The organism is uncultured Senegalimassilia sp. (assembly GCF_934632265.1).
Taxonomy (GTDB): domain Bacteria; phylum Actinomycetota; class Coriobacteriia; order Coriobacteriales; family Eggerthellaceae; genus Senegalimassilia.
This window is the reverse complement of the sequence record NZ_CAKTYH010000013.1, coordinates 1-23,235: the sequence shown is the minus strand read 5'-3', so window position 1 is coordinate 23,235 and position 23,235 is coordinate 1. Positions and strand designations below refer to the sequence as shown.

16 protein-coding genes are annotated in these 23,235 nt (G+C 64.7%); 1 reads left to right on the top strand and 15 read right to left on the bottom strand.

The genetic code is table 11. The annotated features are described in order from the left end of the window. Positions 1–93 precede the first annotated feature (93 nt). The gene (locus Q0H50_RS02140) at positions 94–3,495 is read left to right on the top strand and encodes a DEAD/DEAH box helicase (protein WP_294418900.1); all 3,402 of its coding nucleotides are present in this window, start codon (positions 94–96) and stop codon (positions 3,493–3,495) included. Between the two features lie 137 nt (positions 3,496–3,632). Here Q0H50_RS02140 and Q0H50_RS02135 read toward each other — a convergent pair whose 3' ends face one another. From Q0H50_RS02135 to Q0H50_RS02065, 15 genes are all read right to left on the bottom strand, one after another. Then, on the bottom strand, positions 3,633–6,173 hold the full coding sequence (locus tag Q0H50_RS02135; protein ID WP_294418899.1) for an acetyl-CoA carboxylase carboxyltransferase subunit alpha: 2,541 nt from the start codon (positions 6,171–6,173) through the stop codon (positions 3,633–3,635). Positions 6,174–6,193: 20 nt separating this feature from the next. Next, positions 6,194–6,643: a 3-hydroxyacyl-ACP dehydratase FabZ gene (fabZ, locus tag Q0H50_RS02130; RefSeq protein WP_294418895.1), complete on the bottom strand. Its 450-nt coding sequence runs from the start codon at positions 6,641–6,643 to the stop codon at positions 6,194–6,196. A gap of 64 nt (positions 6,644–6,707) precedes the next feature. Then, positions 6,708–7,988 carry a beta-ketoacyl-ACP synthase II gene (fabF, locus tag Q0H50_RS02125; protein ID WP_294418893.1) on the bottom strand — a complete coding sequence of 427 codons (1,281 nt, stop codon included), beginning with the start codon at positions 7,986–7,988 and terminating at the stop codon, positions 6,708–6,710. Next, positions 7,985–8,749, bottom strand: coding sequence for a 3-oxoacyl-[acyl-carrier-protein] reductase (gene fabG, locus Q0H50_RS02120; protein ID WP_294418891.1), 765 nt, complete (start codon positions 8,747–8,749; stop codon positions 7,985–7,987). The genes fabF and fabG overlap by 4 nt, the downstream gene beginning before the upstream one ends. Before the next feature lie 3 nt (positions 8,750–8,752). Then, positions 8,753–9,685, bottom strand: a complete 933-nt coding sequence (gene fabD / locus Q0H50_RS02115; protein WP_294418890.1) for an ACP S-malonyltransferase — start codon at positions 9,683–9,685, stop codon at positions 8,753–8,755. A gap of 9 nt (positions 9,686–9,694) precedes the next feature. Beyond that, on the bottom strand, positions 9,695–10,657 hold the full coding sequence (locus Q0H50_RS02110; protein WP_294418888.1) for a DUF561 domain-containing protein: 963 nt from the start codon (positions 10,655–10,657) through the stop codon (positions 9,695–9,697). A gap of 220 nt (positions 10,658–10,877) precedes the next feature. Beyond that, positions 10,878–12,899, bottom strand: a complete 2,022-nt coding sequence (gene rnr, locus Q0H50_RS02105) for a ribonuclease R (protein WP_294418886.1) — start codon at positions 12,897–12,899, stop codon at positions 10,878–10,880. After that, positions 12,900–14,183, bottom strand: coding sequence for a S41 family peptidase (locus Q0H50_RS02100; protein WP_294418884.1), 1,284 nt, complete (start codon positions 14,181–14,183; stop codon positions 12,900–12,902). It abuts the gene before it with no gap. A gap of 16 nt (positions 14,184–14,199) precedes the next feature. Continuing rightward, complete coding sequence (gene ftsX / locus Q0H50_RS02095) at positions 14,200–15,108, bottom strand: permease-like cell division protein FtsX (RefSeq protein WP_294418883.1); 909 nt, start codon at positions 15,106–15,108, stop codon at positions 14,200–14,202. Then, on the bottom strand, positions 15,101–15,943 hold the full coding sequence (gene ftsE, locus Q0H50_RS02090) for a cell division ATP-binding protein FtsE (RefSeq protein ID WP_042433871.1): 843 nt from the start codon (positions 15,941–15,943) through the stop codon (positions 15,101–15,103). Before ftsE ends, ftsX begins: the two co-directional genes overlap by 8 nt. Before the next feature lie 56 nt (positions 15,944–15,999). Beyond that, complete coding sequence (locus Q0H50_RS02085) at positions 16,000–16,965, bottom strand: transketolase C-terminal domain-containing protein (protein ID WP_294418881.1); 966 nt, start codon at positions 16,963–16,965, stop codon at positions 16,000–16,002. Positions 16,966–16,968: 3 nt separating this feature from the next. After that, the gene (locus tag Q0H50_RS02080) at positions 16,969–17,796 is read right to left on the bottom strand and encodes a transketolase (RefSeq protein WP_366936611.1); all 828 of its coding nucleotides are present in this window, start codon (positions 17,794–17,796) and stop codon (positions 16,969–16,971) included. Between the two features lie 159 nt (positions 17,797–17,955). Next, the gene (gene prfB, locus Q0H50_RS02075; protein WP_294418877.1) at positions 17,956–19,056 is read right to left on the bottom strand and encodes a peptide chain release factor 2; all 1,101 of its coding nucleotides are present in this window, start codon (positions 19,054–19,056) and stop codon (positions 17,956–17,958) included. A gap of 93 nt (positions 19,057–19,149) precedes the next feature. Beyond that, complete coding sequence (gene secA, locus Q0H50_RS02070) at positions 19,150–21,960, bottom strand: preprotein translocase subunit SecA (RefSeq protein WP_294418874.1); 2,811 nt, start codon at positions 21,958–21,960, stop codon at positions 19,150–19,152. A gap of 278 nt (positions 21,961–22,238) precedes the next feature. Further along, positions 22,239–23,235: BTAD domain-containing putative transcriptional regulator (locus Q0H50_RS02065; RefSeq protein ID WP_294418873.1), on the bottom strand; the 997-nt coding region annotated here is incomplete at its 5' end.

The following is a 23,235-nucleotide window of genomic DNA, read 5'->3' as shown; positions in this document are numbered from 1 at the left end:
AAATAAGCGTTTGCGAACAATGCGTTCAAGCAAAGGGAGCCGCACGCGATGATCACCGAAAAAGCCATAGCAAGCCAATGCAACCAACGCTCCATGACGAGAGGGCGCGCCATCGCGTCATCGGACAGGAACATCCTCACCAAGCAGGTGCGCTACGACGCCGAGGAGTCGGTGGTCAGCGCATTCGTGGCATCGAGCAGCGGCTGGGACGATCGCTACCGCACCTCGGTGATCATCGACGAGGAAGCCGACGAGGTGCTGGACTACTCTTGCACATGCCCGGCGTTTCGCGAATATGCCGGCATGTGCAAGCACTGCGTGGCGCTGGCGTTGACGTTCTCACGGCGCCCTGAGACCTTCATGGGCTATCAGGCGCAGCGCACGGCGCAATCCTCTTCATGCATCACGGAATTCATGAAGCGCACCGAGGAGCTGCAAGCCGACGACACGCCCCCCGAAAGCGTGGTTTTGCACGCCGAGCTGTCATATGGATACGGCCTGTGGTCCGCCTCTTTCCGCATCAGCGGGCCTTCGGGAACGCCGTATGTGGTGAAATCGCTTTCGGAATTCGCCGACCGCATGCGCTCCGGCGCCCGCTTCGCATACGGCAAAAAGCTGGCATTCACGCACGCCCCCGCCCTGTTCGAGCAGCGCTCGCGCGGAATGGCCCAGTTCATCGAACGGTCCTGCTCCATGCGCGAAGCCGCAGACGATGCTCCTGTATGGCTTCGCCGTCAAAGCGCGTCGGTCGGGCGCACCCTGCAGCTTTCCGAGGCCGAGGCCGTGGAGCTGTTCGGGCTGCTTGACGGCGCCGAGTTCAGCATCACGGGCGCGGACTACGCAACGCCCACCGTGCAGCGCGTGCATATCGAGCATAGCGACCCGGATATCTCGCTTGCAATGTCGCCGACAGAGGCCGGCGGCTGGAGCATCGAGCGCGGAGAGCATATCCGCATGGCCGAGCAGGCCGGGCGCCTGTATATATGGTGCGGCGACGATGTCGTGCACCGCTGCTCGCCGGCGTTCGCGCGCTGCTCCGACTTCCTGCGCACGGTTTACGACAGCGACGAGCGCAACCTGTTCGTGGCAGATGCCGACATGCCCCTGTTCTGCGCGGCAGCCCTGCCCGTTATCGAGGAGAACCTGCACCTGAGCGCCCCTTCCGAGCTTTCGGCTTGGCGCCCTGTGGAATGCAAGCTGGCGTTTTTCCTGGATAAGAACGGCAAGAACGTGACCATCGGCGCCCAAGCCGCTTACGGGCCGCGCCGCTTCACGCTCTGCGGAACCGTGCCAGCCGATCAGAACGACGAGAAGAGCACCTCGGGCCCTTCCCCGTTGCGCGACGTGCGCGCCGAAGGCAAGGCGAAGGCGCTGGTGGAACGCTACTTCGGAGCAGGCCAGACACGCATCCCCATGAGCAACGAGGAAGGGGTTGCCAATCTTATCTTCACCGGCCTGGGCCAGCTGCGCGAAGCCGGCGAAGTGTATACCACACCGGCGTTCGACCGTCTGATCAAGGAGGGCAAACCGCACCTGAGCATGGGCGTTTCGCTATCGGGGAACTTGATCAATCTTACCGTCGACGCCGGCGACCTGGGCCCCGACGAGCTTGCCGCCATGCTGGGAAGCTACCGGAAGAAGAAACGTTACCATCGCCTGCGCGACGGCGCGTTCGTGGACCTTTCCGATTTCGAGCTCGCCCAGCTTGACCGCCTGGCGTCCGACTTGGGCATTACGCAAAAGGAGCTTGCCACGGGCACGGTGGAGTTGCCCTCGTTCCGCGCGTTCTACCTTGACGAGGAGGCCGACCTTGACCGCGACCGCAGCTTCACGCAATACCTGAGCGATTTCCGCGCGATCGACGAGCGGGTCTACCAGGTGCCCGAAGCCCTGAACGCAACGCTGCGCCCCTACCAGGCGGAAGGCCTGCGCTGGTTGTCCGCGCGCCTGGATGCGGGGTTCGGCGGGGTGCTTGCCGACGAGATGGGCCTGGGCAAATCGGTGCAGCTCATCAGCTTGCTCGTGGCCCGCGCCGACCAGGCGCGCGAGGTCGGCCCGAGCCTGATCGTGTGCCCCTCTTCGCTGGTATATAACTGGATGGCGGAGTTCGAGCGCTTTGCACCCGGTTTGAACGTGGCCGCCGTGGTGGGCAGCGCCGCCGAGCGCAAGGTGATCCGCGGCCACGCGTTCGCGACCTATGACGCGAACCTGGTTTCCGGACGGGAAGGCGATGCGGCAGCGTCACCTGCCGACGCGAAAACGGCTTCGTGCAACATGGGCGCCAACGCAAGGGATGCAGCCTTGCAAGACGGCGATGCGGCCGCAAACGTGAACTCGGCGAACGCAACCGGTGACCAACCTGCACCGGTCGACGTCCTCATCACCTCCTACGACCTGGCGCGCATCGATTCGGCCGATTACGCCGGACGAGAGCTGTTCATCTGCGCCCTCGACGAGGCCCAATACATCAAGAACCCCGCAACGCTGACCACCCGCGCGGTAAAACGCCTTTCGGCGCGGCACAGATTCGCGCTGACGGGCACGCCGATGGAAAACCGCCTGTCGGAGCTGTGGAGCATCTTCGACTTCTTGATGCCGGGACTTTTGGGGCCATATGCACGCTTCCGTGAACGCTTCGAGCTGCCCATCGTGGGCGGCGAGGAAGATGTGGCCGCCCGCCTGAGCGCCGTCGTGGGACCGTTTATGCTCAGGCGCCGTAAAGCCGATGTGCTCACCGACCTGCCCGACAAGCTGGAAAGCGTGGTGTACGCTCCCATGGAGGGCCAGCAGCTCAAGCTCTATCACGCCCACGAGCAGCGCCTGCGCGAGGAGCTGACCCGGCAGCGCCGCGAACGCAAGCAGCGCCAGGCGAAACGGGATGCGAGTGAGCACGTTTCCAGCGTGGAGGTGCTTGCCGAGCTCATGCAGCTGCGCCAGCTGTGCTGCGATCCGCGCCTGCTGTTCGAGGATTACCGCGGGCACGGCGCGAAGCTCGACACCATCATGGAATTGGTGGCAAGCGCCATGGAAGGCGGCGAGAAGACGCTCATCTTCAGCCAGTTCACCAGCTTCTTGGACCTGATCGCGAAGCGGCTCGAAGAAGCGGGCATCTCTTTCTACACCATCACGGGCAAAACGCCGAAGAAAGAGCGCGTGGAGCTGGTGAACGAGTTCAACGAAAACGACGTCCCCGTGTTCCTGGTGTCGCTGAAGGCCGGCGGCACAGGCTTGAACCTGACGGGCGCAAGCGTGGTCATCCACGCCGACCCCTGGTGGAACGCCGCCGCGCAACAGCAGGCCACCGACCGCGCGCACCGCATCGGGCAGACGCGCGTGGTGAGCGTGCAGAAGGTCATCGCGAAGGGCACCATCGAGGAGCGCATCCTGCGCCTGCAGGAAGAGAAGAGCAAGCTGGCCGATCAGGTGATCGGCTCGAGCGGCATCTCGCTTGCCAGCTTAAGCGCCGATGAGCTGATGGACCTGCTGGAAGGGTAACCACTTCCCAAGCGCAAAGAAGGGCCGGGTTTCTTGCCGCGCCCGCCGCCGAACCTTCGTTTTCGGTTCGGCGGCGGATTGAGGTTCGAAACCCGGCCCTTTAACTTGTTTATACCCAGCGTGCGATCGCGCGCGGTTTAGAACTTGCGGAAGCGGTCGTAGCGCTGGGAGAGCAGCTCCTGTTCGCTCATGCCGCACAGCTCGTCGAGCGCCGCTTGCACATAGTCGCGCACGTTTCGCTGCGCTACCAGGGGATTCTCATGCGCCGGCGCCGGGCCCTCGGGGACCACGGCGTCGATGATGCCGAGCTCCAAGGATTCGTGCGCGCTCATCTTCATGACGGCCGCCGCCTCGGGGGCGCGGGTCCTGTCCTTCCACAGGATGGAGGCGAAGCCCTCAGGCGAGAGCACGGAATACACCGCGTGCTCCTGCATGGCAACCCTGTTGGCGACGGCGAGCGCCAAGGCGCCGCCCGATCCACCTTCGCCCAGAAGCACGGTGACCACAGGGACCTTCAAACCCGCCATGGCAACCAGGTTGTCGGCGATGGCGTTGCCCTGCCCGCGCTCCTCGGCCTCGGTGCCGCAATACGCGCCCTGGGTGTCGACCAGGCACACGATAGGACGGCGGAACTTCTCGGCCTGGCGCATAAGGCGCAGCGCCTTGCGATAGCCCTCGGGCTGCGGGCATCCGAAGTTGCGGCGGATGCGTTCTTTGAGGTTCTCGCCCTTCTCCTGCCCGATGACGGTGACCGCGCGCCCGCCGATCCAGCCGATGCCGCCGACGATGGCCGCATCGTCGGCGAAGCCGCGATCGCCGTGCAGCTCGACGAAGCCGTCGACGAAGCTGCGGATATAGGAGATGGCCGTGGGCCTGTGCACGTTGCGGGCCAGCTGCACGCTTTGCCATGCGCGGTTTTCCTGCTCATCGAGCGAGGCGTCGGCGATGGCGGAGGTTGCTCCCACTTCCAGCGACGTGCCTGCCTCGGCATCGAAGGTACCGGCGGCGATGGCGCGCTCGACGCGACGGGATGCGCCCGTGCGCAGGCTCTCGGGGATAAGCGACGTGGGGATGGCCGCGCGCAGCTTCTCCCATACGGCACGCTCCTCGACGCTCATGGGCTCGGGACGCAGGTCGGCGTACGTGACGGTGTTGTACGTTGCCGTGCCGTTTTCCAAGTTGTCGCAAACCGCACGGTAGCTGACGAGCACATCGTGATCGCCGGCGTTATGGGCGCTGCCGGTGGCCTGGCCGGCGGTGGACAGGTGCATAGCCAGGATATGCGCGAGCGTTGCACGCAGGTCCTGACGCTCGACGATGGCGTCGATCAAGCCGTGCTCGAGCGCGAATTCGGCGGTTTGGAAGCCCTCGGGCAGCTCTTGGCGGATGGTATCGCGGATGACGCGCTGCCCGGCGAAGCCGATGAGCGCGTTGGGCTCGGCCAAGATGATGTCGCCGTCCATGGCGAACGACGCCGTCACGCCGCCGGTGGTCGGGTCGGTGATCACCGAGACATACGGCAGATGCGCCGCAGCATGACGCTCGATGGCGCACGAGGTCTTCGCCATCTGCATGAGCGAGACGAGGCCCTCCTGCATGCGCGCGCCGCCCGATGCGGTGAAGATGATCACCGGCAGATGCTCGGCGGTGGCGCGCTCGAACAGACGCGTGACCTTCTCCCCCACCACGCTGCCCATGGACCCCATGAAGAACGTGGACTCCATGATGCCGATGGCGCACTTCAGGCCGGCGATGGAGCCCTGGCCGGTGCGCACGCCCTCCTCAAGCCCGGTTTTCCCACGCTGGGCCTCAAGCTTGTCAAGGTAGCCCGGGAAACCCAGCGGGTCGGTTTGCTCGATGACGCGGTCCCACTCCTGGAACGTGCCGGCATCGAGCAGGTCGTCGATGCGCTCGTCGGAGGTCATACGCAGGTACCCGCCGCACGAGGGGCACACGTAATGCCCCGCCGCCAGGCTGGCGCCGTCGAAGGTGAGCTTGCAATGCTTGCAGGTACGCCACGCGCCGCATACCTCGTCGGTCTTGTCGGTGGTGCACAGCACCCACCCGAGCTGAGGCGAATCGCCCAGCTGCGTGAACACGCGACGACCGGCAGCAGCCGCGCGAGCCAGGAACGTATCCACGCCCGACAGCGCTTGGGCATCCTCGGTCAGCAAAATGACCTGGGCATCCGCTTCCTCGGCAGCCTTCAGCACGGCATAGCCGTTGGAATACAGCGCATCAAGGTGCTTCTCACCAAGGCTGACCTGTGCGTCCGCCGAACGCAGGCCCGCATCAGCGCGCTTGTCGTCGGTGCAGGTGACGCAGGCCACCATACCTGCATCCTGCACCGCCATGATGGTGCGCTTTGCGGCCTTGCCGCGCGCCACCACAAGGGCCACCGGCGCAAACGGCAGCCCGGCGGACTCGCCCGTCTGCGAACCGAGGGGAGCCTGGGCGCGCTGCGAGGCGACCCCGGTATACGCCGACATGTCCGCGGCATCGACCGCGTTAGGGGCGGTTCGGTCGGCGGTCATGCGTTCGCGCTCCTCTTCGGCGATACGCGAAAGGCGATATGCGACATCGGCATCGGCGGCGACGTTGTCACACGCTTTGTCGGAGACGGTGACGAACGAGCCGGAACCGTCGAACGAGATGTAGTCCTGCTTGAATAGCTTCATGTCAAACCCTTCGAAAACCCCTACGCGCCCTTGGCCATGACGTATTTCTGCGTGGCCGTGGCCGCCACCTGATCGCCGACGAGCGCCTGAACCTCGGCGACGACCATGCGCGAGGAGTTCTTCACGATGTCCGCCTTCAGCGTGAGCACGTCGCCGGGCTGCACCTGATGGCGGAACTTCGCCTTGTCGATGCCGGCGAAAAAGCCGAGCACGCCCGGCTCGTCACGGCCGACGAGCGCGCAAAACGAAGCGGTTTGCGCAAGCGCCTCCATGATGATGACGCCCGGCAACACCGGATGCCCGGGGAAATGGCCGGCGAACAGGGGCAACTCGGGATCGACGTCGAGCTCGGCGGTGATGCTGCACCCGGGTTCGCATGCAAGCACGCGGCTGACCCACACGAACGGGTCGCGGTGCGGCAGCACGCGCTCGATGACGTCACGGCCGCAGGGGTATTGGATGGTTTCCATGGCTAGGTCCTTCGAAAGGGGCGCCGGAGCGCCCACGGAACGGGAGGGGTTGCGTCGCCGCGCCTTAGCAGGGCGAGATGGCGAGCACGGCGTTGTGGCCGCCGAAGCCGAGCGAGTTGGACAGCGCGACCTTCTGCGGATAGCCCGTCTTCGCCTCGGTGAGCACATTGACGGGGCAATCGGGGTCGGGCTGCGCGAAACCGGTGGTAGGCGGCACGCACTCGTTGGCGACTGAAAGCGCCGTGACGATGGCCTCGACCGCGCCGGCGGCACCGAGCGTGTGGCCCGTCGTGCCCTTCACGGACACCACCGGCACCTCACGACCCGCCTGATCGCCGCACAGCGCAAGCAGCGCATGCGACTCGGTGGAATCGTTGGCCGGCGTGGCCGTGCCATGAGCGTTGACGTGGCCCAGGTCGGCGGGCGTGAAGCCGCCTTCGGAGAGCGCCTGACGCATAGCGCGCTGGATGCCCTCGCCCGAAGGCTCGGGGGCGGTCATATGGTAGGCATCGCCCGTGGAGCCGAAGCCGGTGATCTCGGCCAGGGGCTTCGCACCGCGCGCCAGGGCATGTTCGAGGGACTCGAGCACCACAGCACCGGCGCCTTCGCCCGCCACGAAGCCGCAGCGACGCTCATCGAAGGGCAGCGAGGCCTGCGTGGGATCGTCGACCTTGGCAAGCGCGCCCAAGTTGGAGAAACCGGCGATGCAGATGGGGTTGACCGACTCCTCCGAGCCGCCCGCAAGCGCCATATCGGCGTAGCCGTGGCGGATGGAGCGCACGGCGGCGCCGATGTTGTGGGCGCCCGTGGCGCAAGCGGTGGTCACGTCGATGCATTCGCCGCGCATGCCGTAGCGGATGGCAAGATGGCCGGCCGCGATATTGCCGATCATAGTGGGAACGAACAGCGGACTCACGCGCTTGGGGCCCTTATCGTGCAGCGTGTAGAAGCCGTTCTCCAGCTCGTCGATGCCGCCGATGCCCGCACCGAAGATGACGGCCGCGCGCGTGGGATCCTCCTGCTCCATATTGATGCCGGACTGGGCCATGGCCTCGTCGGCGGCCACGATGGCATACTGGACGAAGCGCTCGAAGCGGCGCGCCTCCTTCTTTGACAGCCCGTGCTCGGTGGGGTCGAAATCGCGCACCTCGCCCGCCACATGCACATCGAACCCTTCGTGATCGAAATGCGAAATGGCATCAATGCAGCAACGCTTGCCCATCACGGCATCCCACAGCGCATCCACGCCCACGCCTGCAGGCGTGACCGCGCCCATGCCGGTGATGACCACGCGGTGGGTTCCGTCGGGACGGCGCGTTGCGGACGTATCGATTACCTGACTCATAGTGCCAAACCTCCATCGATGCAGATGACCTGCCCGGTAATGTAGCCGGATTCCTCGCTTGCCAAAAAGCCCACCAGATGGGCGACGTCGTCCACCGTGCCGAAGCGCTTCATGGGGATCTGCTCGCCGATGGCCTCGCGCTGCTTCTCGGACAGCGCGTCGGTCATGTCGGTGGAGATGAAGCCGGGGGCGACGGCGTTCGCCGTGACCCCGCGGGCGGCAAGCTCGCGGGCGATGGTCTTCGTCAAGCCTATGACGCCGGCCTTCGACGCCGCGTAATTCGCCTGGCCGGCGTTGCCGCCGACGCCCGAGATGCTCGACATGTTCACGATGCGCCCGTAGCGCTGCTTCATCATGATCTTGCCGGCGGCGCGGCAAATGTGGAACGTGCCCTTCAGGTTCACGTCGATGACGCGATCGAAGTCGTCGTCTTTCATGCGCACCATAAGGCCGTCGCGCGTGATGCCGGCGTTGTTGACCACGGCATCCAAACGACCGAAAGCCTCGTGCGCCTGCTCGACCAAGGCGTTCGCCTCAGCCTCGTCGGCCACGCTTGCCGCGATGGCCTCAACCTGCACGCCGTGCTCGGAAGCGATGCGGCCAGCCTGCTCGCGCAGCGCGGGAAGGCCCGCCTCGCCGGAGCAGTTCAGGGCCACGTTGAAGCCGGAAGCCGCCAGCTGCTCGGCAACGGCAAGGCCGATGCCGCGCGAGCTGCCGGTGACAAGCGCCGCGCGGCGGATGGTGTCTTGGGATTCGCTCATGTGCTATTCCTTGTCCTCAGCGTATTCGGAAACGAAGGCATCGAAGGATGCCGCATCCTGGATGCAGGGGCGGGCCGCCTTGCGGTCGATGCGTTTGACCAGGTTCGACAGCACCCCGCCGAAGCCGACCTCGGCGAACACGGAAACGCCCTGATCGGCGAGGGCCTGCACGCTTTGCTCGAAGCGCACCGGATGGGTCAGATGGTCGACCAGATGGCGGCGCGCCGTCTCAGCGGACAGCGGCTGCGCATCGGTGTTGCAGATAAGCGGGACCTGCGGCTGCTTGAATTCGACCTTCGCCAGATACGCGTCCAGCTCGTCGGCGGCCGACTGCATCAGCGGGCTATGGAACGCGCCAGAGGTTGCCAGGCGCGCGTACCGCTTGCCCGCCGCCTCCCAAGCGAATTCGGCCCGCTCGACGGCGGCCGGCTCTCCCGAGATGACGATCTGCCCCGGGCAATTGAAGTTCGCAGGAACGAGCACCTGGCCCTGCGCGCATTCCTCGCACAGCTGCGCGACCGATTCGGCGTCGGCCTTGAGCAGCGCGCTCATCACGCCCGGCCGCTCGGCAGCGGCCTGCGCCATAAGGCGGGCGCGCACGGCCACGAAGGAAAACGTTTCCTCGTAGGTGAGCATACCGGATACTGCCAGGGCGCTGACCTGCCCCAACGAGAATCCGAGCACGGCCCGGGGCTGCACGCCGCGCGCCTGCAGGGCAGACGCGATGCCCACGGACAGCGCGCAGGTTGCCGGCTGCGCATACCGGGTGTCGTTGAGCTTTTCAGCGGAGGCGTTGACCATAAGATCCGCCACGTCGTAGCCCAGCGCGTCGGAAGCGCAATCGAGCACCGTCTTAACCTCGGGAACATCGAACAGGCTCTCGCCCATGCCGGGCTTTTGGGCGCCTTGGCCCGAGAACATGAATACCGGGTTCATAGCCGCCCCCTACCCGCGCACCGCGTTGGCGTCGGCGGCCTGCTGAAGGCTGCGAGCGCCGACGGCCTGCGCCTGCGCCATCAGCTCGTCGATGACCTCTTGCGCGGTTTTGCGCTCATGCACAAGGGCGGCAACCTGGCCTGCCATCATGGAGCCGTTGTCCACATCGCCCTCGACGGCGCGACGCAGGCTGCCCACGTACATGGCCTCGAGCTCGTCGCCGTTTTTGGTCAGATCTGCCTCCAGCTTGCGCACGTTGCGGGAGAACTTGTTCTTCAGGCAACGGACGGGATGCCCGCTGCCGCGCCCCGTGACGATGGTGTCGGAGTCCTTGGCAGCCAGAACGCGCTCTTTATACGCATCGGCAACGGTGCACTCCTCGACGGTGAGGAAGCGCGTGCCCATCTGCACGCCCTCGGCGCCAAGCGCAAACGCTGCAGCCACACCGCGCCCATCGGCGATGCCGCCGGCGGCGATGACGGGGATGGACACGGTGTCGCATACCGCCGGGACCAAAGCCATGGTGGCGAGCTCACCCACATGCCCGCCGCTTTCTGTGCCCTCGGCCACGACGGCGTCGGCGCCCAGGCGCTCCATGCGCTTGGCGAGCGCAGTGGTGGCGACGACGGGGACGACCTTGATCCCGGCTTCCTTCCACATTTCCATGTAGTTGGCGGGGCTGCCGGCGCCAGTGGTGATGACGTCGATCTTCAGGTCCACAAGCAGACGGGCAAGCTCGGCGGCGTTGGGGTCCATGAGCATGACGTTGGCGCCGATGGGCTTGTCGGTGATCTTGCGAGCGGCCGCAACCTGCTGCTCGACCCATTCAAGCGGGGCGCCGCCGCAGGCGATGATGCCCAAGCCGCCGGCCGCGCTTACGGCGCCGGCCAAGCTTGCGTCGGCGATACGCGCCATGGCGCCTTGAATGATGGGCGCTTCAATGCCCAAAAGCTCGGTGATGCGGGTATTCATATGCATAGATCCTATTCACGAGATACAACTTCGAACACGCCTTAAAAGGCGGGAATCGCGTACCTGAAAATGGTAGTGCAAGCGGTAGGGTTTTCAAGGCAAACGGAATCCCGTTCACGTTTTCTTCGGTCTGAAAAGCATAGTCCCACGCCTGTGACGTGGGACTATGCGATATATTTAGTTCACTTGCGCAGCGTTTCGACCCGTGACTTGAACTTGTTCAAGCAAGGCGGAAGTCAAGGCGGCCGGCACGGGCATCGACGGCCTCAAGGACCACGTCCACGCGCTGCCCCAGGCGAAACACCCGCCCGCTGTCCTGACCCACCAGCATGCACCCCGCCGCATCGAGGGCGAAGTACTCGCCGCCCAGATACCTGGCTGCGACCAGGCCCTCGGCGGTATTGTCGAGCTTCACGTACATACCGTACGAGGCAACCCCGGAAACCACCGCCGTGAAGCGCTGCCCCGTGAAGCGGGCCATGTACTCGGCAAGCTTGAGCTCCTGCGACTTGCGGGCCGCCTTCTCGGCAACGCGCTCCATGTCCGAGGAGTGCTCTGCGATCCAAGGCAGTGCAGCGACCTCCTGCTCGATGCGCTGCGGGCGTCGCGTAAGCTGCGCGCACAGCATACGGTGCACCACAAGGTCGGGATAACGGCGGATGGGGCTGGTGAAATGCGTATAAGCCGCGCTTGCCAAGCCGTAATGCCCTTCGCATTCGGGCTTGTAGCACGCGCGCTTCATGGCGCGCAGCACCAGGGCCTGCACAAGATTGGCCTCGAGACGCCCTTGGCTTTCCGAGAGCACCTGCTGCACGGCGTGCGCGTCGCCGGCCACGAAACGCTCGGGGTTGATCCGGTTGAACCAGCTGAACTCTGAGAGAACGGGGACCAATGCGGCAAGGCTGTCGGGCGAAGGTTTCTCGTGCACTCGGTACAACGCAGGGAAATCGCGATCGTGCAGATGCGCCGCCACCACCTCATTCGCCATGATCATGGCTTCTTCGACCAAGCTGGTAGCCTGGTTTTTGACGCGAAGGTCCACCCCGCACGGCTTGCCGGACCCATCGAGAATCACGCGAGCCTCGGGGAACTCGAAATCAAGGCCGCCGGCGGCCTGTCTGCGCGCGATGCGCGCCTGGGCGAATTCGCTCAGGTTTCGGACGCGCTGCATGATGGCATCATCGATGTCCTGCCCTTCCTGGCAGCCGTTCAAACCGTCGAGCGTGCCGGAAGCGCCGAGCGGCGCACCTTGCAGCGCATCAAGCACCTGTCCGTATGTAAGACGGGCGCATGAGCGCATGAGGGCCGGGTACAGGTCGTAGCCGACAGGCTTCCAGCCTTCGTCAAGGTACACATCGCACGTCATGCACCTGCGGGTTTCGCCGGGATTGAGCGAGCACAACCCGTTGGAAAGCTGCTCGGGCAGCATGGGGATGACGCGATCGACCAAGTAAACGCTGGTGGCCCGGCGGCGCGCATCAAGGTCAAGCGAGCTGTTCCATTCCACGTAATGCGACACATCGGCGATGTGGACGCCCAGACGCCACACGGCGCCGTGCTTGCGGAAGTCCTCTGCCGGCTCAAGGGAAAGAGCGTCGTCGAAGTCCCGGGCATCAGCCGGGTCGATGGTGAACACCACGCGGTCGCGAATGTCGCGATATCCTGCCGCAAGGGCGCCCACCTCATCGAGGACGGCCGCTTCCGCTTGCGCCAGGGCGCCTTCCGAGAACACCGTCTCAAGCTTGGCGCGAGCGATGATGGACTCGACGGAGACGGTGGCTTCATCGGCCATGCCCAGAACTTCCTCGATGACGCCGCACGCCGCCTCGTGGCGCGAAGGGTACGCCGTCATGCGAACGCGCACCAGGGCCCCATCAGGGATATCGGGGGAATCGGCGCGCATGGTGAAGATGTCGTAGGGGATGTTGCGATCCTCGGGGACAACCACGCCGAAAGGCTCGGCAACCTCGTAGCGCCCGATGACGGTATCGTGCGCGCGATCGATGACGCGCAAAACGCGCGCCGCCGGGCGATCTGCGTGCGAGGCGCCCCGGTCGCCGCGCGCGGGAAGCGGGGCGACTTCCACCAAGTCGCCGTCGAAGGCCCCTGCCATCTTCGATTCCGGGATGAAGTACTCCCCTTCGGCCGTCCTAACGAAGCCGAACGACCCCGCGTGGACCACCAGCACGCCGTTGGGATTGGGCCGCGGTCGGCGCCGCGTATGCTTGCGAGTGCGACCCATCTACTCACGCACCATGGACTGGGCGGTTTCCATGGCAAACGATTTTTGATTGTCGTCATCGCCGGAAAGCCCGATGGAGATGTCGGGGTTGATGCCGAGCCCGTCGATATCATGATCAAGGGGGCTCTTGTAGTACGCGGCGGTGTAGCGCAATGCGCCGCCGAACGTGAGCTCATGGGTAACCTGCACCGACCCCTTGCCAAGCGTGGTGGTGCCCACGATGGTAGCGCGCTCGTTGTCCTTCAACGACGCGGCGATCACCTCAGCCGAAGAGGAAGTGTTGCCGTTGACCAGCACCACCAGCGGCTTGTCGGTGAGCACATCACCCGTGGCGTTTTTCGTGGTCTCGTCCGAGCTTTTCGTGGTGATGCGCACGATGGTGCCGCTCTTGATGAAGTAGCTGGAGATGTCCACGGCTTGCGTAAGGTAGCCGCCGGGATTGTCGCGCAGATCCAAGACATACGATTGGGCGCCTCGCGAGTCAAGGTCGACGATAGCCTGACGCACCAGCTGCGCGGAATTTTGCGTGATCTGCTTCAGCTGGATGTAACCGACGTTGTTGGTAAGCTCGGTGGTGACGTTTTTGACCGTTTGATCGGTAACGGTGAGCGTGGTGGTGAACTCGGTGCCCTTGGTGTCGTCGAGGGAGGAGGCGCGCCTCCAGGTGATGACGACCTGAGATCCTTGATCGCGCTTGAGCGCCTGAGTCACCTCGGAAGCGGTCCACGCATGGCTGCGGTCGCCGTCGATGGATACCACGACATCGTTAGGTTGGACATCGGCCATCTGCGCCGGCGACCCCTCGAACACGTCGACCGCATAGGCGCTGCCGTTGTACTCGTTGAACAGCACGCCGATGCCGCCGCCGTTATCGGAGGCATCGGAGGACGTGGCGGCGAAGCGGCTTGCGTCGTAATAGCGCAGATACGGGTCCTGCGTAGACACGGCGAACGCATCCAACATCTTGGTGGTTGCGGTGTCCAGGTCGTAGGAATCAAGGCTGTCCTTGTTGACGATGCCTTCCACCTCGCCCACGCGAGCAGCCAATGAGTTGTAGGTTTGCTGGGTTTGCGCGGCCTTCGCCTTCGCGTCCTGGGTGCCCGTGAGCTGCGTGAGGCCCAGCGCATCGAGCAGATCCACATCTCCGCGAACGGCGAAGCCGCCGACAAATGCGGCGGCTACGACGATGATCAAGCTGAACAGCTTCGCCAGCTTTATGTTGCGGGCCCGCGCCTTTCGCGCGGACGCCGCCATGTTGGCAAGTTTATCGGTATGCCTTGGCATGCATGCTCCTCAAGCGCTACACCTTCAGATAACGGCGCATGGCGAAAGCCGAGCCGATCAAGCCGATGACCAGACCGAACACCGCAAGCATCACATAGAACATAGCGAACGTGCCAGCGGAAAGGTCGATAGGCAGCCACGTGAGGGCTTCCTGCAGCTTAGGCATGGCCACATTGCGCAGGACCTCCAAGGTGCCGATGGCAAGCGCGGCGCCGACGATGGCGTGCAGCGCGCCCTCCATCAGGAAGGGCCCGCGGATGAACCCGTTGGAGGCGCCGACCAAGCGCATGATGGCGATCTCCTTGCGACGGGCCAGAATAGCCAAGCGGATGGTGTTGTTGATGAACACCAACGCGATGAAGATGAGCAAGCCCACCAAGGCCACGCCGATGACGCGCACATAGCTGGTCAGCTGGAACAGGCGGTCGACCGTCTTCTCGCCGTAACGCAGCGAATCAGAGGGGTCGGAGGGGTTGTCGCAGATCTTCTGGAACGTTTTGTTGGCCTCGATCTGGGCGGCAACATCCTCGACCATCTTCGGGTCGGACAGCTCGACATCGATGGAAGCCGGCAGCGGGTTCTGCCCATCAAGCGACTCGGCGATGTCGGAGCTGGAGGACGCCTTGAAATTCTCAAGCGCCTGCTCCTTATCGGTGTAGCTGACGTTGGCGACCGACGACATGGACTTGATCTCGGATTGCAGCGACTGCACATCGGAGCTGGAGGCGCTGTCGGAGATCCAAACCGTGATGTTGACCTCTTGCTCCACGGACTTCACCACGTTGTTGACCACCGAACCGCCCACCAAGAAGATGCCGATGATGAGCAACGACAGGAAGATGGTGACGATGGAGCCGAGCGCAGTGGAAAGGTTGCGCGTGAAGCCGGTCAGCGACTCTTTGAGGAAATAGAAGAAACTAGACATCGAAACCGTACACCCCTCGATCTTGATCGCGCGTCAGGTTGCCGCGATCGAGCGCGATGACGCGGCGACGCATGTTGTCCACCATCTCGCGATCATGGGTTGCCACGACCACCGTGGTGCCGGTGCGGTTGATGCGCTCGAGCAGGTCCATGATGCCGCGGGAGGTTTGCGGGTCAAGGTTGCCCGTGGGCTCGTCGCAGATGAGGATGGGAGGACGGTTCACGATGGCGCGTGCGATGGACACGCGCTGCTGCTCGCCGCCGGAAAGCTGATCGGGGCGCTTGTTGAGCTTGTCCTGCAGGCCGACCAGACGCAGCACCTCGGGCACCTGCGTCTTGATGACGTGGCGGGACTTGCCGATTACCTCGAGCGCGAACGCGACGTTCTCGAACACGGTTTTGTTCGGCAGCAGCTTGAAGTCCTGGAAAACGCAGCCGATGTTGCGGCGCAGATAGGGCACGCGCCAGTTGCGCATGTTCGCAAGATCCTCATCGGCGATGTAGATGTGGCCCTGCGTGGGCTTGACCTCGCGGATGAGCATGCGGATGAAGGTGGTTTTGCCGGAACCGGAATGACCGACCAAGAACACGAACTCGCCTGCGAAGATCTGCAGGGAGACATCGTTGAGGGCCGGCTTGTTAGGCTGAGCCGGGTACACCTTGGTCACGTGGTCGAACGTGATGACGGGCGTACCCGACTGCTGCGGAGTATCTTCGATCTCAAGCGTGGGAAGCGACGCGGACAGCTGGGATGTCACCTGCCGCGGCGGCGCAGCATGGGCGCCTGCGCGCCTTTGCGGGCGCACGGGAGCCGCATGGCTCATGTCGTTCGTCACAGTTTGCTCCATTCATATAGTGATGTACTGAGACGAAGACGATTCTATCAGATGCCCTACTTGAGCGTGAGGCTTTTCACAGCTTTGACAATCGCCTTGGAATCCAGGCCGAAGTACGCCATAAGCTCCTCGAACTCGCCGGATTTGCCGAAACGGTCGTCCATGCCCACGAAGCGCATGGGGACCGGGCACTCCTCGGCAAGCGCGCGCGACACGGCCGTGCCCAGGCCGCCGTGGATGCTGTGCTCCTCGGCGACGACCACGCGACCGGTCTTGCGAGCGGAGGCGACGATGGTTGCGCGATCGAGGGGCTTGACGGAGAACGCGTCGATGACCTCGGCGGACACGCCCTCGGCGGCAAGCTCGTCGGCGGCGGCCAGGGCCTGCTCGACCTCTACGCCGCAGGCAACGATGGTGACATCGGAGCCCTCGCGCAGCGTGTAGGCGCGGCCGAGCTCAAGCTCGACGCCGTCGGCGTACACGGCCGGCACGCTGGCGCGGCCCATGCGCACATACACCGGACCTGGCGTTTCGGCGGCCAGGCGGATGGCGGCAACGGCGGCCGCATAATCGGCCGGCACGAGCACGCGCATATGCGGAAGGCCCGCCATAAGCGAGATGTCCTCGAGCATCTGGTGGCTGCCGCCGTCGGGACCCACGGACACGCCGGCATGCGTAGGGGCGATCTTGACGTTCAGGTCGGAATAGCACACGGTGTTGCGGATCTGGTCGTAGGCGCGGCCGGTGCCGAACACGGCGAAGCTGCCGGTGAACGCGATGTTGCCGGTGGTTGCCAGACCTGCGGCCACGTCGATCATGTTCTGCTCGGCGATGCCGCAGTTGAACAGACGGTCGGCGTAGCCGGCCTTCGCGAACTTGGCCGTGGTGGTGGACCCGGTCAGGTCGGCGTCGACGGCGACGATGGGCATGCCCTCGCCGGCGAGCTCTGCCAGCGTGACGCCATATGCCGCGCGCGTGGCGCGCTTGACCTGGGACTGTTCTGCATTTGCAAGCGTAACCATCGCTTATGCCTCCTTACGTGCGGCCTCGAGCTCGGCCACCGCCTGCTCGGTCTGCTCGGCATTGGGCGCCTTGCCGTGCCAGCCTGCCTGGTTTTCCATGAACGACACGCCGCGGCCCTTGATGGTGTTGGCCACCAGGACATGCGGGCGACCGTCAGCGGCGCGCTCGGCGGCGTTCAGAGCCTCGATGAGCGCATCGATGTCGTGGCCGTCCACCTGGCTGGCCTCCCAGCCGAACGCGGAGAACTTGGCGCACATGTCGCCGGGATCGCACACGTCGGCGGTGTCGCCGTCGATCTGCAGGTGGTTGCGGTCGACGATGGCAACCAGGTTGTCCAGGTTCTCATGGGCGGCCCACATGGCGGCCTCCCACACCTGGCCCTCCTCGCACTCGCCGTCGCCGAGCAGGCAGAACACGCGCTGCGGCTTGCCCGCCAGCTTCAGGCCGGCAGCAGCGCCGGCGGCGATGGACAGGCCCTGGCCGAGCGAGCCGGTGGAAACCTCGACGCCCGGGCACAGGTTGCAGTCGGGATGACCCTGCAGACGCGTGCCCAGCTTGCGCAGCGTCTTGAGCTCCTCGCGCGGGAAGTAGCCGGCATGCGCGAGCGCCGCGTACAGGGCGGGCGCCGCATGGCCCTTCGCCAGGATGAACCGGTCGCGGTCCTCCCATTTCGGCTGCTCCGGATCATGATCCATCACGCCGCCGAAATACAGCGCGGTGAGGATGTCGGTGCACGAAAGCGAGCCGCCGGGATGTCCGCTTCCCGCCTCGGCGATCATGCGCACGATATCGATGCGCATATCGCATGCCCGCTGCTCAAGCTCGGTCATTGCTTGTCCTTTCGTCGTTTTGACGCTTTCACTATCAACAGGGAACACGGCTGCCCGCATCCCGCTATCGCCATATCATGACAGCTCCTTGCAGACGCGCAACGCCGGCAAGGAGGCGATGCCCGAACGGGCATCGGGCGCCCGCAGGCGCCATAGGGGCTATTCCTGCGACACGCGCCACTTGTGGTAGCCCACCACGAACTGGTCGATGTCGCCATCCAGGACTGCGTCCACGTTGCCGGTTTCCACGCCGCTGCGCACGTCCTTGACCAGCTGGTACGGGAAGAGCACGTAGTTGCGGATCTGGCTGCCGAAGCTGTTCTCCATGCGCTCGCCGCGCAGCTCGTCGATCTGGTCTCGGCGCTTCTGCTGCTCGATCTCGTAGAGCTTGGATTTCAGCACGCGGATGGCGGCATCCTTGTTCTGCAGCTGCGACTTCTCGTTTTGGCACGTGACCACGATGCCCGTGGGCAGGTGCGTCAAGCGAACGGCGGAGTCGGTGGTGTTGACGCACTGCCCGCCCGGCCCGCTGGAGCGGTACACGTCCACGCGCACATCGTTCATATCGAGGTTGACCTCGATATCGTCGGGGAGCACGGGAAGCACCTCGACGGCAGCGAACGTGGTGTGGCGGCGCTGCTTGACGTCGGTGGGGCTGATGCGCACCAGGCGGTGCACGCCGTTCTCGCTGCGAAGCATGCCGTACGCCAAACGCCCCTCGATCTGCAGGGTTGCCTTGTTCAGGCCGACCGCCTCCGCACCGGGGACCAGGTCGAGGACCTTGACCTTCCAACCCTTCGAATCCGCGTAACGGCTGTACATGTTGTACAGCATCTCGGTCCAGTCCTGCGCCTCAAGGCCGCCCTGGCCTGGGCTGACGGTAAGGATGCAGTCGCCGTCGTCGAAACGCCCGGAGAACCAGCTTTCCACCTCAAGGGCGTCGAGCTTATCGTCGAGCGCCTCCAAGGTTTGCTGCACCTCCTCGGCGAACAGGGGGTCCTCCCCTGCCAGCTCGTGCGCGGCGCGCGCGTCATCAAGCAACGAGACGGCTGCGTTGTACGCATCGATGATATCGCGCAGGGAGCTTGCCTGCTTCGACACGGTTTGAGCGTGCTGTGCATCGTCCCAAAAGCCCGCTTGCGCGATCTGCGCATCAAGGGCCGTGAGCTGGGCGGTTTTATCATCGATATGCAGAAAGCCGTGCGCATCGGCGACGCGCTGGGCAACCTGCTCGATATCTTTCAGTTCTTTATCTGCCATAGTTATTCCATACTACCAGCAAAACGCCCCGCGCTTGCGTGCGGGGCGTTGGAGTGCATAGTTTCTTCGCGCCTTCGGAGACGCCGCTTCGGGCTACCTATCCTTGCCGTGGCACTTCTTGAACTTCAGGCCGCTCCCGCACGGGCAAGGGTCGTTGCGGCCCACGTTGGCGAACGGATCGTCCTTGTCCTTGACGTAGGTCTGCGGCTTCGCCGGCGCGGGCTTGGGGGCAGACCCCGCCGCCTGCTGGGCGCGCTGGGCCGCCTGCTGCTGGGCGACGGCGTGGCCCACGCCCGTCTGACCGAGCGCCTGCTCGGGGTTGGAATAGCTCACGCGGCCCTCGAGCGGGTTGGGCTCGGAGGGCATCTGCGGAGCAGCGGATGCCGCCACCTGCAGTCGCAGCAGCGTGCGCAGGTACTCCTCGTACATGGAGTGCGTCAGGTTGCTGAAGGCGCGGTAGGCCTCGTTCTTGTACTCCACCAACGGGTCGCGCTGACCGAACGCACGCAGGCCGATGCCGGTTTTCAGGTAGTCCATATCCTGCAGATGCGCCATCCACCTGCGATCGATGATGCGAAGCATGACCTGGGATTCCAGCATGCGCATGATCGGCTCGCCAAGCTCCGACGTCTTCTGCGCCACCACACCGTCGAGATATGCCTCAAGGGCCTCGCACACCTGCGCGGGGTCGTCATCGTGGTCGACCTCGGCCACATGGAAGTCGTTAAGGCCCGTCATGGACGCCGCCCACAGATCGACCGCCTTGCAATCCCAGTCGTCGCTGGGCAGCTTCTCGGGGCAGTTCTCCTCCACCACGGCCTCCACGGCGTCGGCCACGATCTCGGGGATGCGGCCCTTCATGTCCTTGCCGTCCAGGATGGCGTTGCGCTCCTCATAGATGGCCTTGCGCTGCAGGTTCATGACATCGTCGTACTCCAGGACGTTCTTACGCGCTGCGAAGTGCATGCTCTCGACCTGGCGCTGGGCCGATTCGATGGCCTTGGAGACCATGGAAGCCTGGATGGGCATGTCATCGGGCATGTTGGTCTTCTCCATCATGGCGCCGATCTTGTCCATGCGCGAGCCGCCGAAAAGGCGCATGAGGTCGTCTTCAAGCGACAGGTAGAACTGCGTGGTGCCCGGATCACCCTGACGGCCGGCACGACCGCGCAGCTGGTTGTCGATGCGTCGGCTCTCGTGGCGCTCGGTGCCGATGACGCACAAGCCGCCTGCCTCCAGCACACGCTTCTGCTCTGCTTTGCACGTTGCGCGCGCGATATCGAGCGCCTCTTTGCGCTGGCCCTGCGTAGGAGCCGGCAGGCCGCCTTCATCGGCGGGCTGCATGCCGGGCTCAAGGTCGGGGTTGAGGCCGCGCTCGAGCAGCACGTCATCGGCGAGCACGTCGGGGTTGCCGCCGAGCAGGATGTCGGTACCGCGACCCGCCATGTTCGTGGCGATGGTGACGGCGCCGACGCGACCGGCCTGCGCGATGATATGGGCCTCGCGCTCATGGTTTTTCGCGTTGAGGGTCTCGTGCTTGATGCCGCGCTTGTCGAGCAGGCGCGAGAGCTTCTCGGAGCTTTCGATGGACACCGTGCCGATAAGGCAAGGCTGGCCGGCCTGATGGCGAACCGCCACGTCGTCGGCGACGGCATGGAACTTCGCATCGACGGTGCGATAGATCAGGTCGTCCTCGTCGATACGCTTGACCTGCTTGTTCGGCGGGATGGCCACGACCGGCAGCTTGTAGATCTGGCGGAACTCGGCGTCCTCGGTCATAGCCGTGCCCGTCATGCCCGAGAGCTTGTCGTAGAGGCGGAAGTAGTTCTGCAGCGTGATGGTGGCAAGCGTCTGGTTCTCCTCGCGCACCTGCACGTGCTCTTTCGCTTCGAGCGCCTGATGCAGGCCCTCGGAGTAGCGGCGGCCTTCCATGATGCGGCCGGTGAACTCGTCGACGATCTTCACCTCGCCGTTGACGACCACGTAGTCGACGTCGCGGTGGAACAAAAACTGCGCCTTAAGGGCCTGCTGCAGGTGATTGGGCAGCTGGCCGGAGGGGTCGGCGTAGATGTCGTCGATGCCGAGCATGGTCTCGATCTTGGTAAGGCCGGACTCGGTGGCGTTGATGGTCTTTTTCGCCTCGTCCATCTCGAAGTCCTCGTCAAGCTTCAAGGCGGGCATGACGCGGGCGAACTTGTTGTACGTGTCGGCGGCGCGCGTGCCGGCGCCGGAGATGATCAGCGGCGTGCGGGCCTCGTCGATGAGGATGGAGTCGACCTCGTCGACGATGGCGAAATGATGGCCGCGCTGCACGCGGGCATCGGCACGCGTGACCATGTTGTCGCGCAGGTAGTCGAAGCCGAACTCGGAGTTGGTGCCGTAGGTGACATCGGCCTGGTAGGCAAGCTTCTTGGCCTCGGGGCGCATGCCGTTCTGGATAAGGCCCACGCTCATGCCCAGAAACTCGTACACCTGTCCCATCCACTGGCTGTCGCGGCGAGCCAGGTAATCGTTGACCGTGACGATGTGCACGTTCTGCCCGCCAAGGGCGTTCAGGTAACCGGCGAGCGTGGACACGAGCGTCTTGCCCTCGCCCGTGCGCATCTCGGCGATCTGACCGTCGTTGAGGGCCATGCCGCCGATGAGCTGGACGTCGAAGTGGCGCATGCCCAGCGTTCGCACCGACGCCTCGCGCACCGCCGCGAACGCCTCGGGGAGCACATCGGCTGTGGAGGCGCCAGCCTGCACGCGGCCGCGCAGCTCGTCGGTGAACGCGCGCAGCTGCTCGTCGGATTTTGCCTGCATCTCGGGCTCGAGGCCGCCGATCTTGTCGGCCAGGGCCTGGTAGTTCTTCAGCTGCTTGCCTTCGCCGAACGTGAGCAGCTTGGAGAGGAAACCTGCCATATGAGCGCCATTCCTTTCAGCGCCGACCGTGTTCGCCGGCGCGGGTTCGTTTAATCAGTTAACTGTAGCATATCCTCAAATCAGCTAGGTTCCATTAACCGACTTGCACAGCTTCTTCGCAGCACCGTGCAGCTTATCGCGGGGTTTGCGTTGAAGCGATATGGGCATCGCCCACCGCGCGACATCCAGGACGCGTCCCGGAAAGGCTCCGCCAGCGCCCCCGCGTCGCAAGAGCGCATAGGCTGCAACCCCCGCACGCCCTTGCAGCGCCCAGCACCCTACACCTGCTCCTCCACCTCGATGATGGAACGGTACAGGCGCATGGTCTCGGCCGACGGGTCGATGCCCAGGTCGTCGACAAGATACCGTCGACAGGCGAAATAGGTTTGCAGCGCCGCGGTGCGCTGAAGCGAGGCAATCTGCGCACGCATAAGCGCCACGTACACGTCCTCGCGCGAGTCATCGCGGGAAAGCGCCGCCCGGGCGAACCACAGGCTCTCGCGGGGATCGCCCGAGTCAAGCAGCTTCCCCGATGCGGCCACCAGGGCATCAACCAGGCGATTCTTGCAATCCACGCGAAGCCCGTCGATGACATCGCAGCCATCGTCGCCCGGCAGGAGCTCGTCGGCGAACGAATCCTCGACCCGCGCGAACAGGTGCCCCCATCCGCCGCGCCCCGGGCGGTTGAATAACAGCGCGCGGCACACCTCCTCGAGCTCGAGGACGTCGCTTGCCAGCAACCGAGCCTCGATGCACACGCCGTTTTGATGCCTGACAAGGTAAGGGCAATCGCCCTCGGGCGTGGAAAGCGCCGAGCGCAGCTGCGACCAGGCAGCATAGAAGTTCTTTCGCCGGCACGACGCGCTCGACTCGGGCCAGAGCTGCGCGGCCAGGCGATCGCGCGATACGTCGCGCCCGCGGTTGAGCACGAGCAGGGCGAGCAGGGAACGGACCTTCTGCCGCGAAAGATGCCCCGATTCGACCATCGCGTCGCCCACCTTCACCTCCAAGCGACCGAACAGGTTCACGGTAAGGCGAGGCGGCGCCGGCGTCGCGGGCATCGCCGTCCCCCATGCCACTTTGCGAAACGCATCGGGATGCGTGCTCTCGAACGATGCGCGGGAGCGCAGCTTGCGAGCATGCGCGCGCTCGCACTCCATGCGTTGCATGGAAAGGGCCCTCTCAAGCCGGTTCGCCGCCATTGCGCAGCGGGAATCCAAGCCCGGCATATCCAGATACCCGTGCTCCAAAACGCGAGAGAACGAGCAAGCCGCA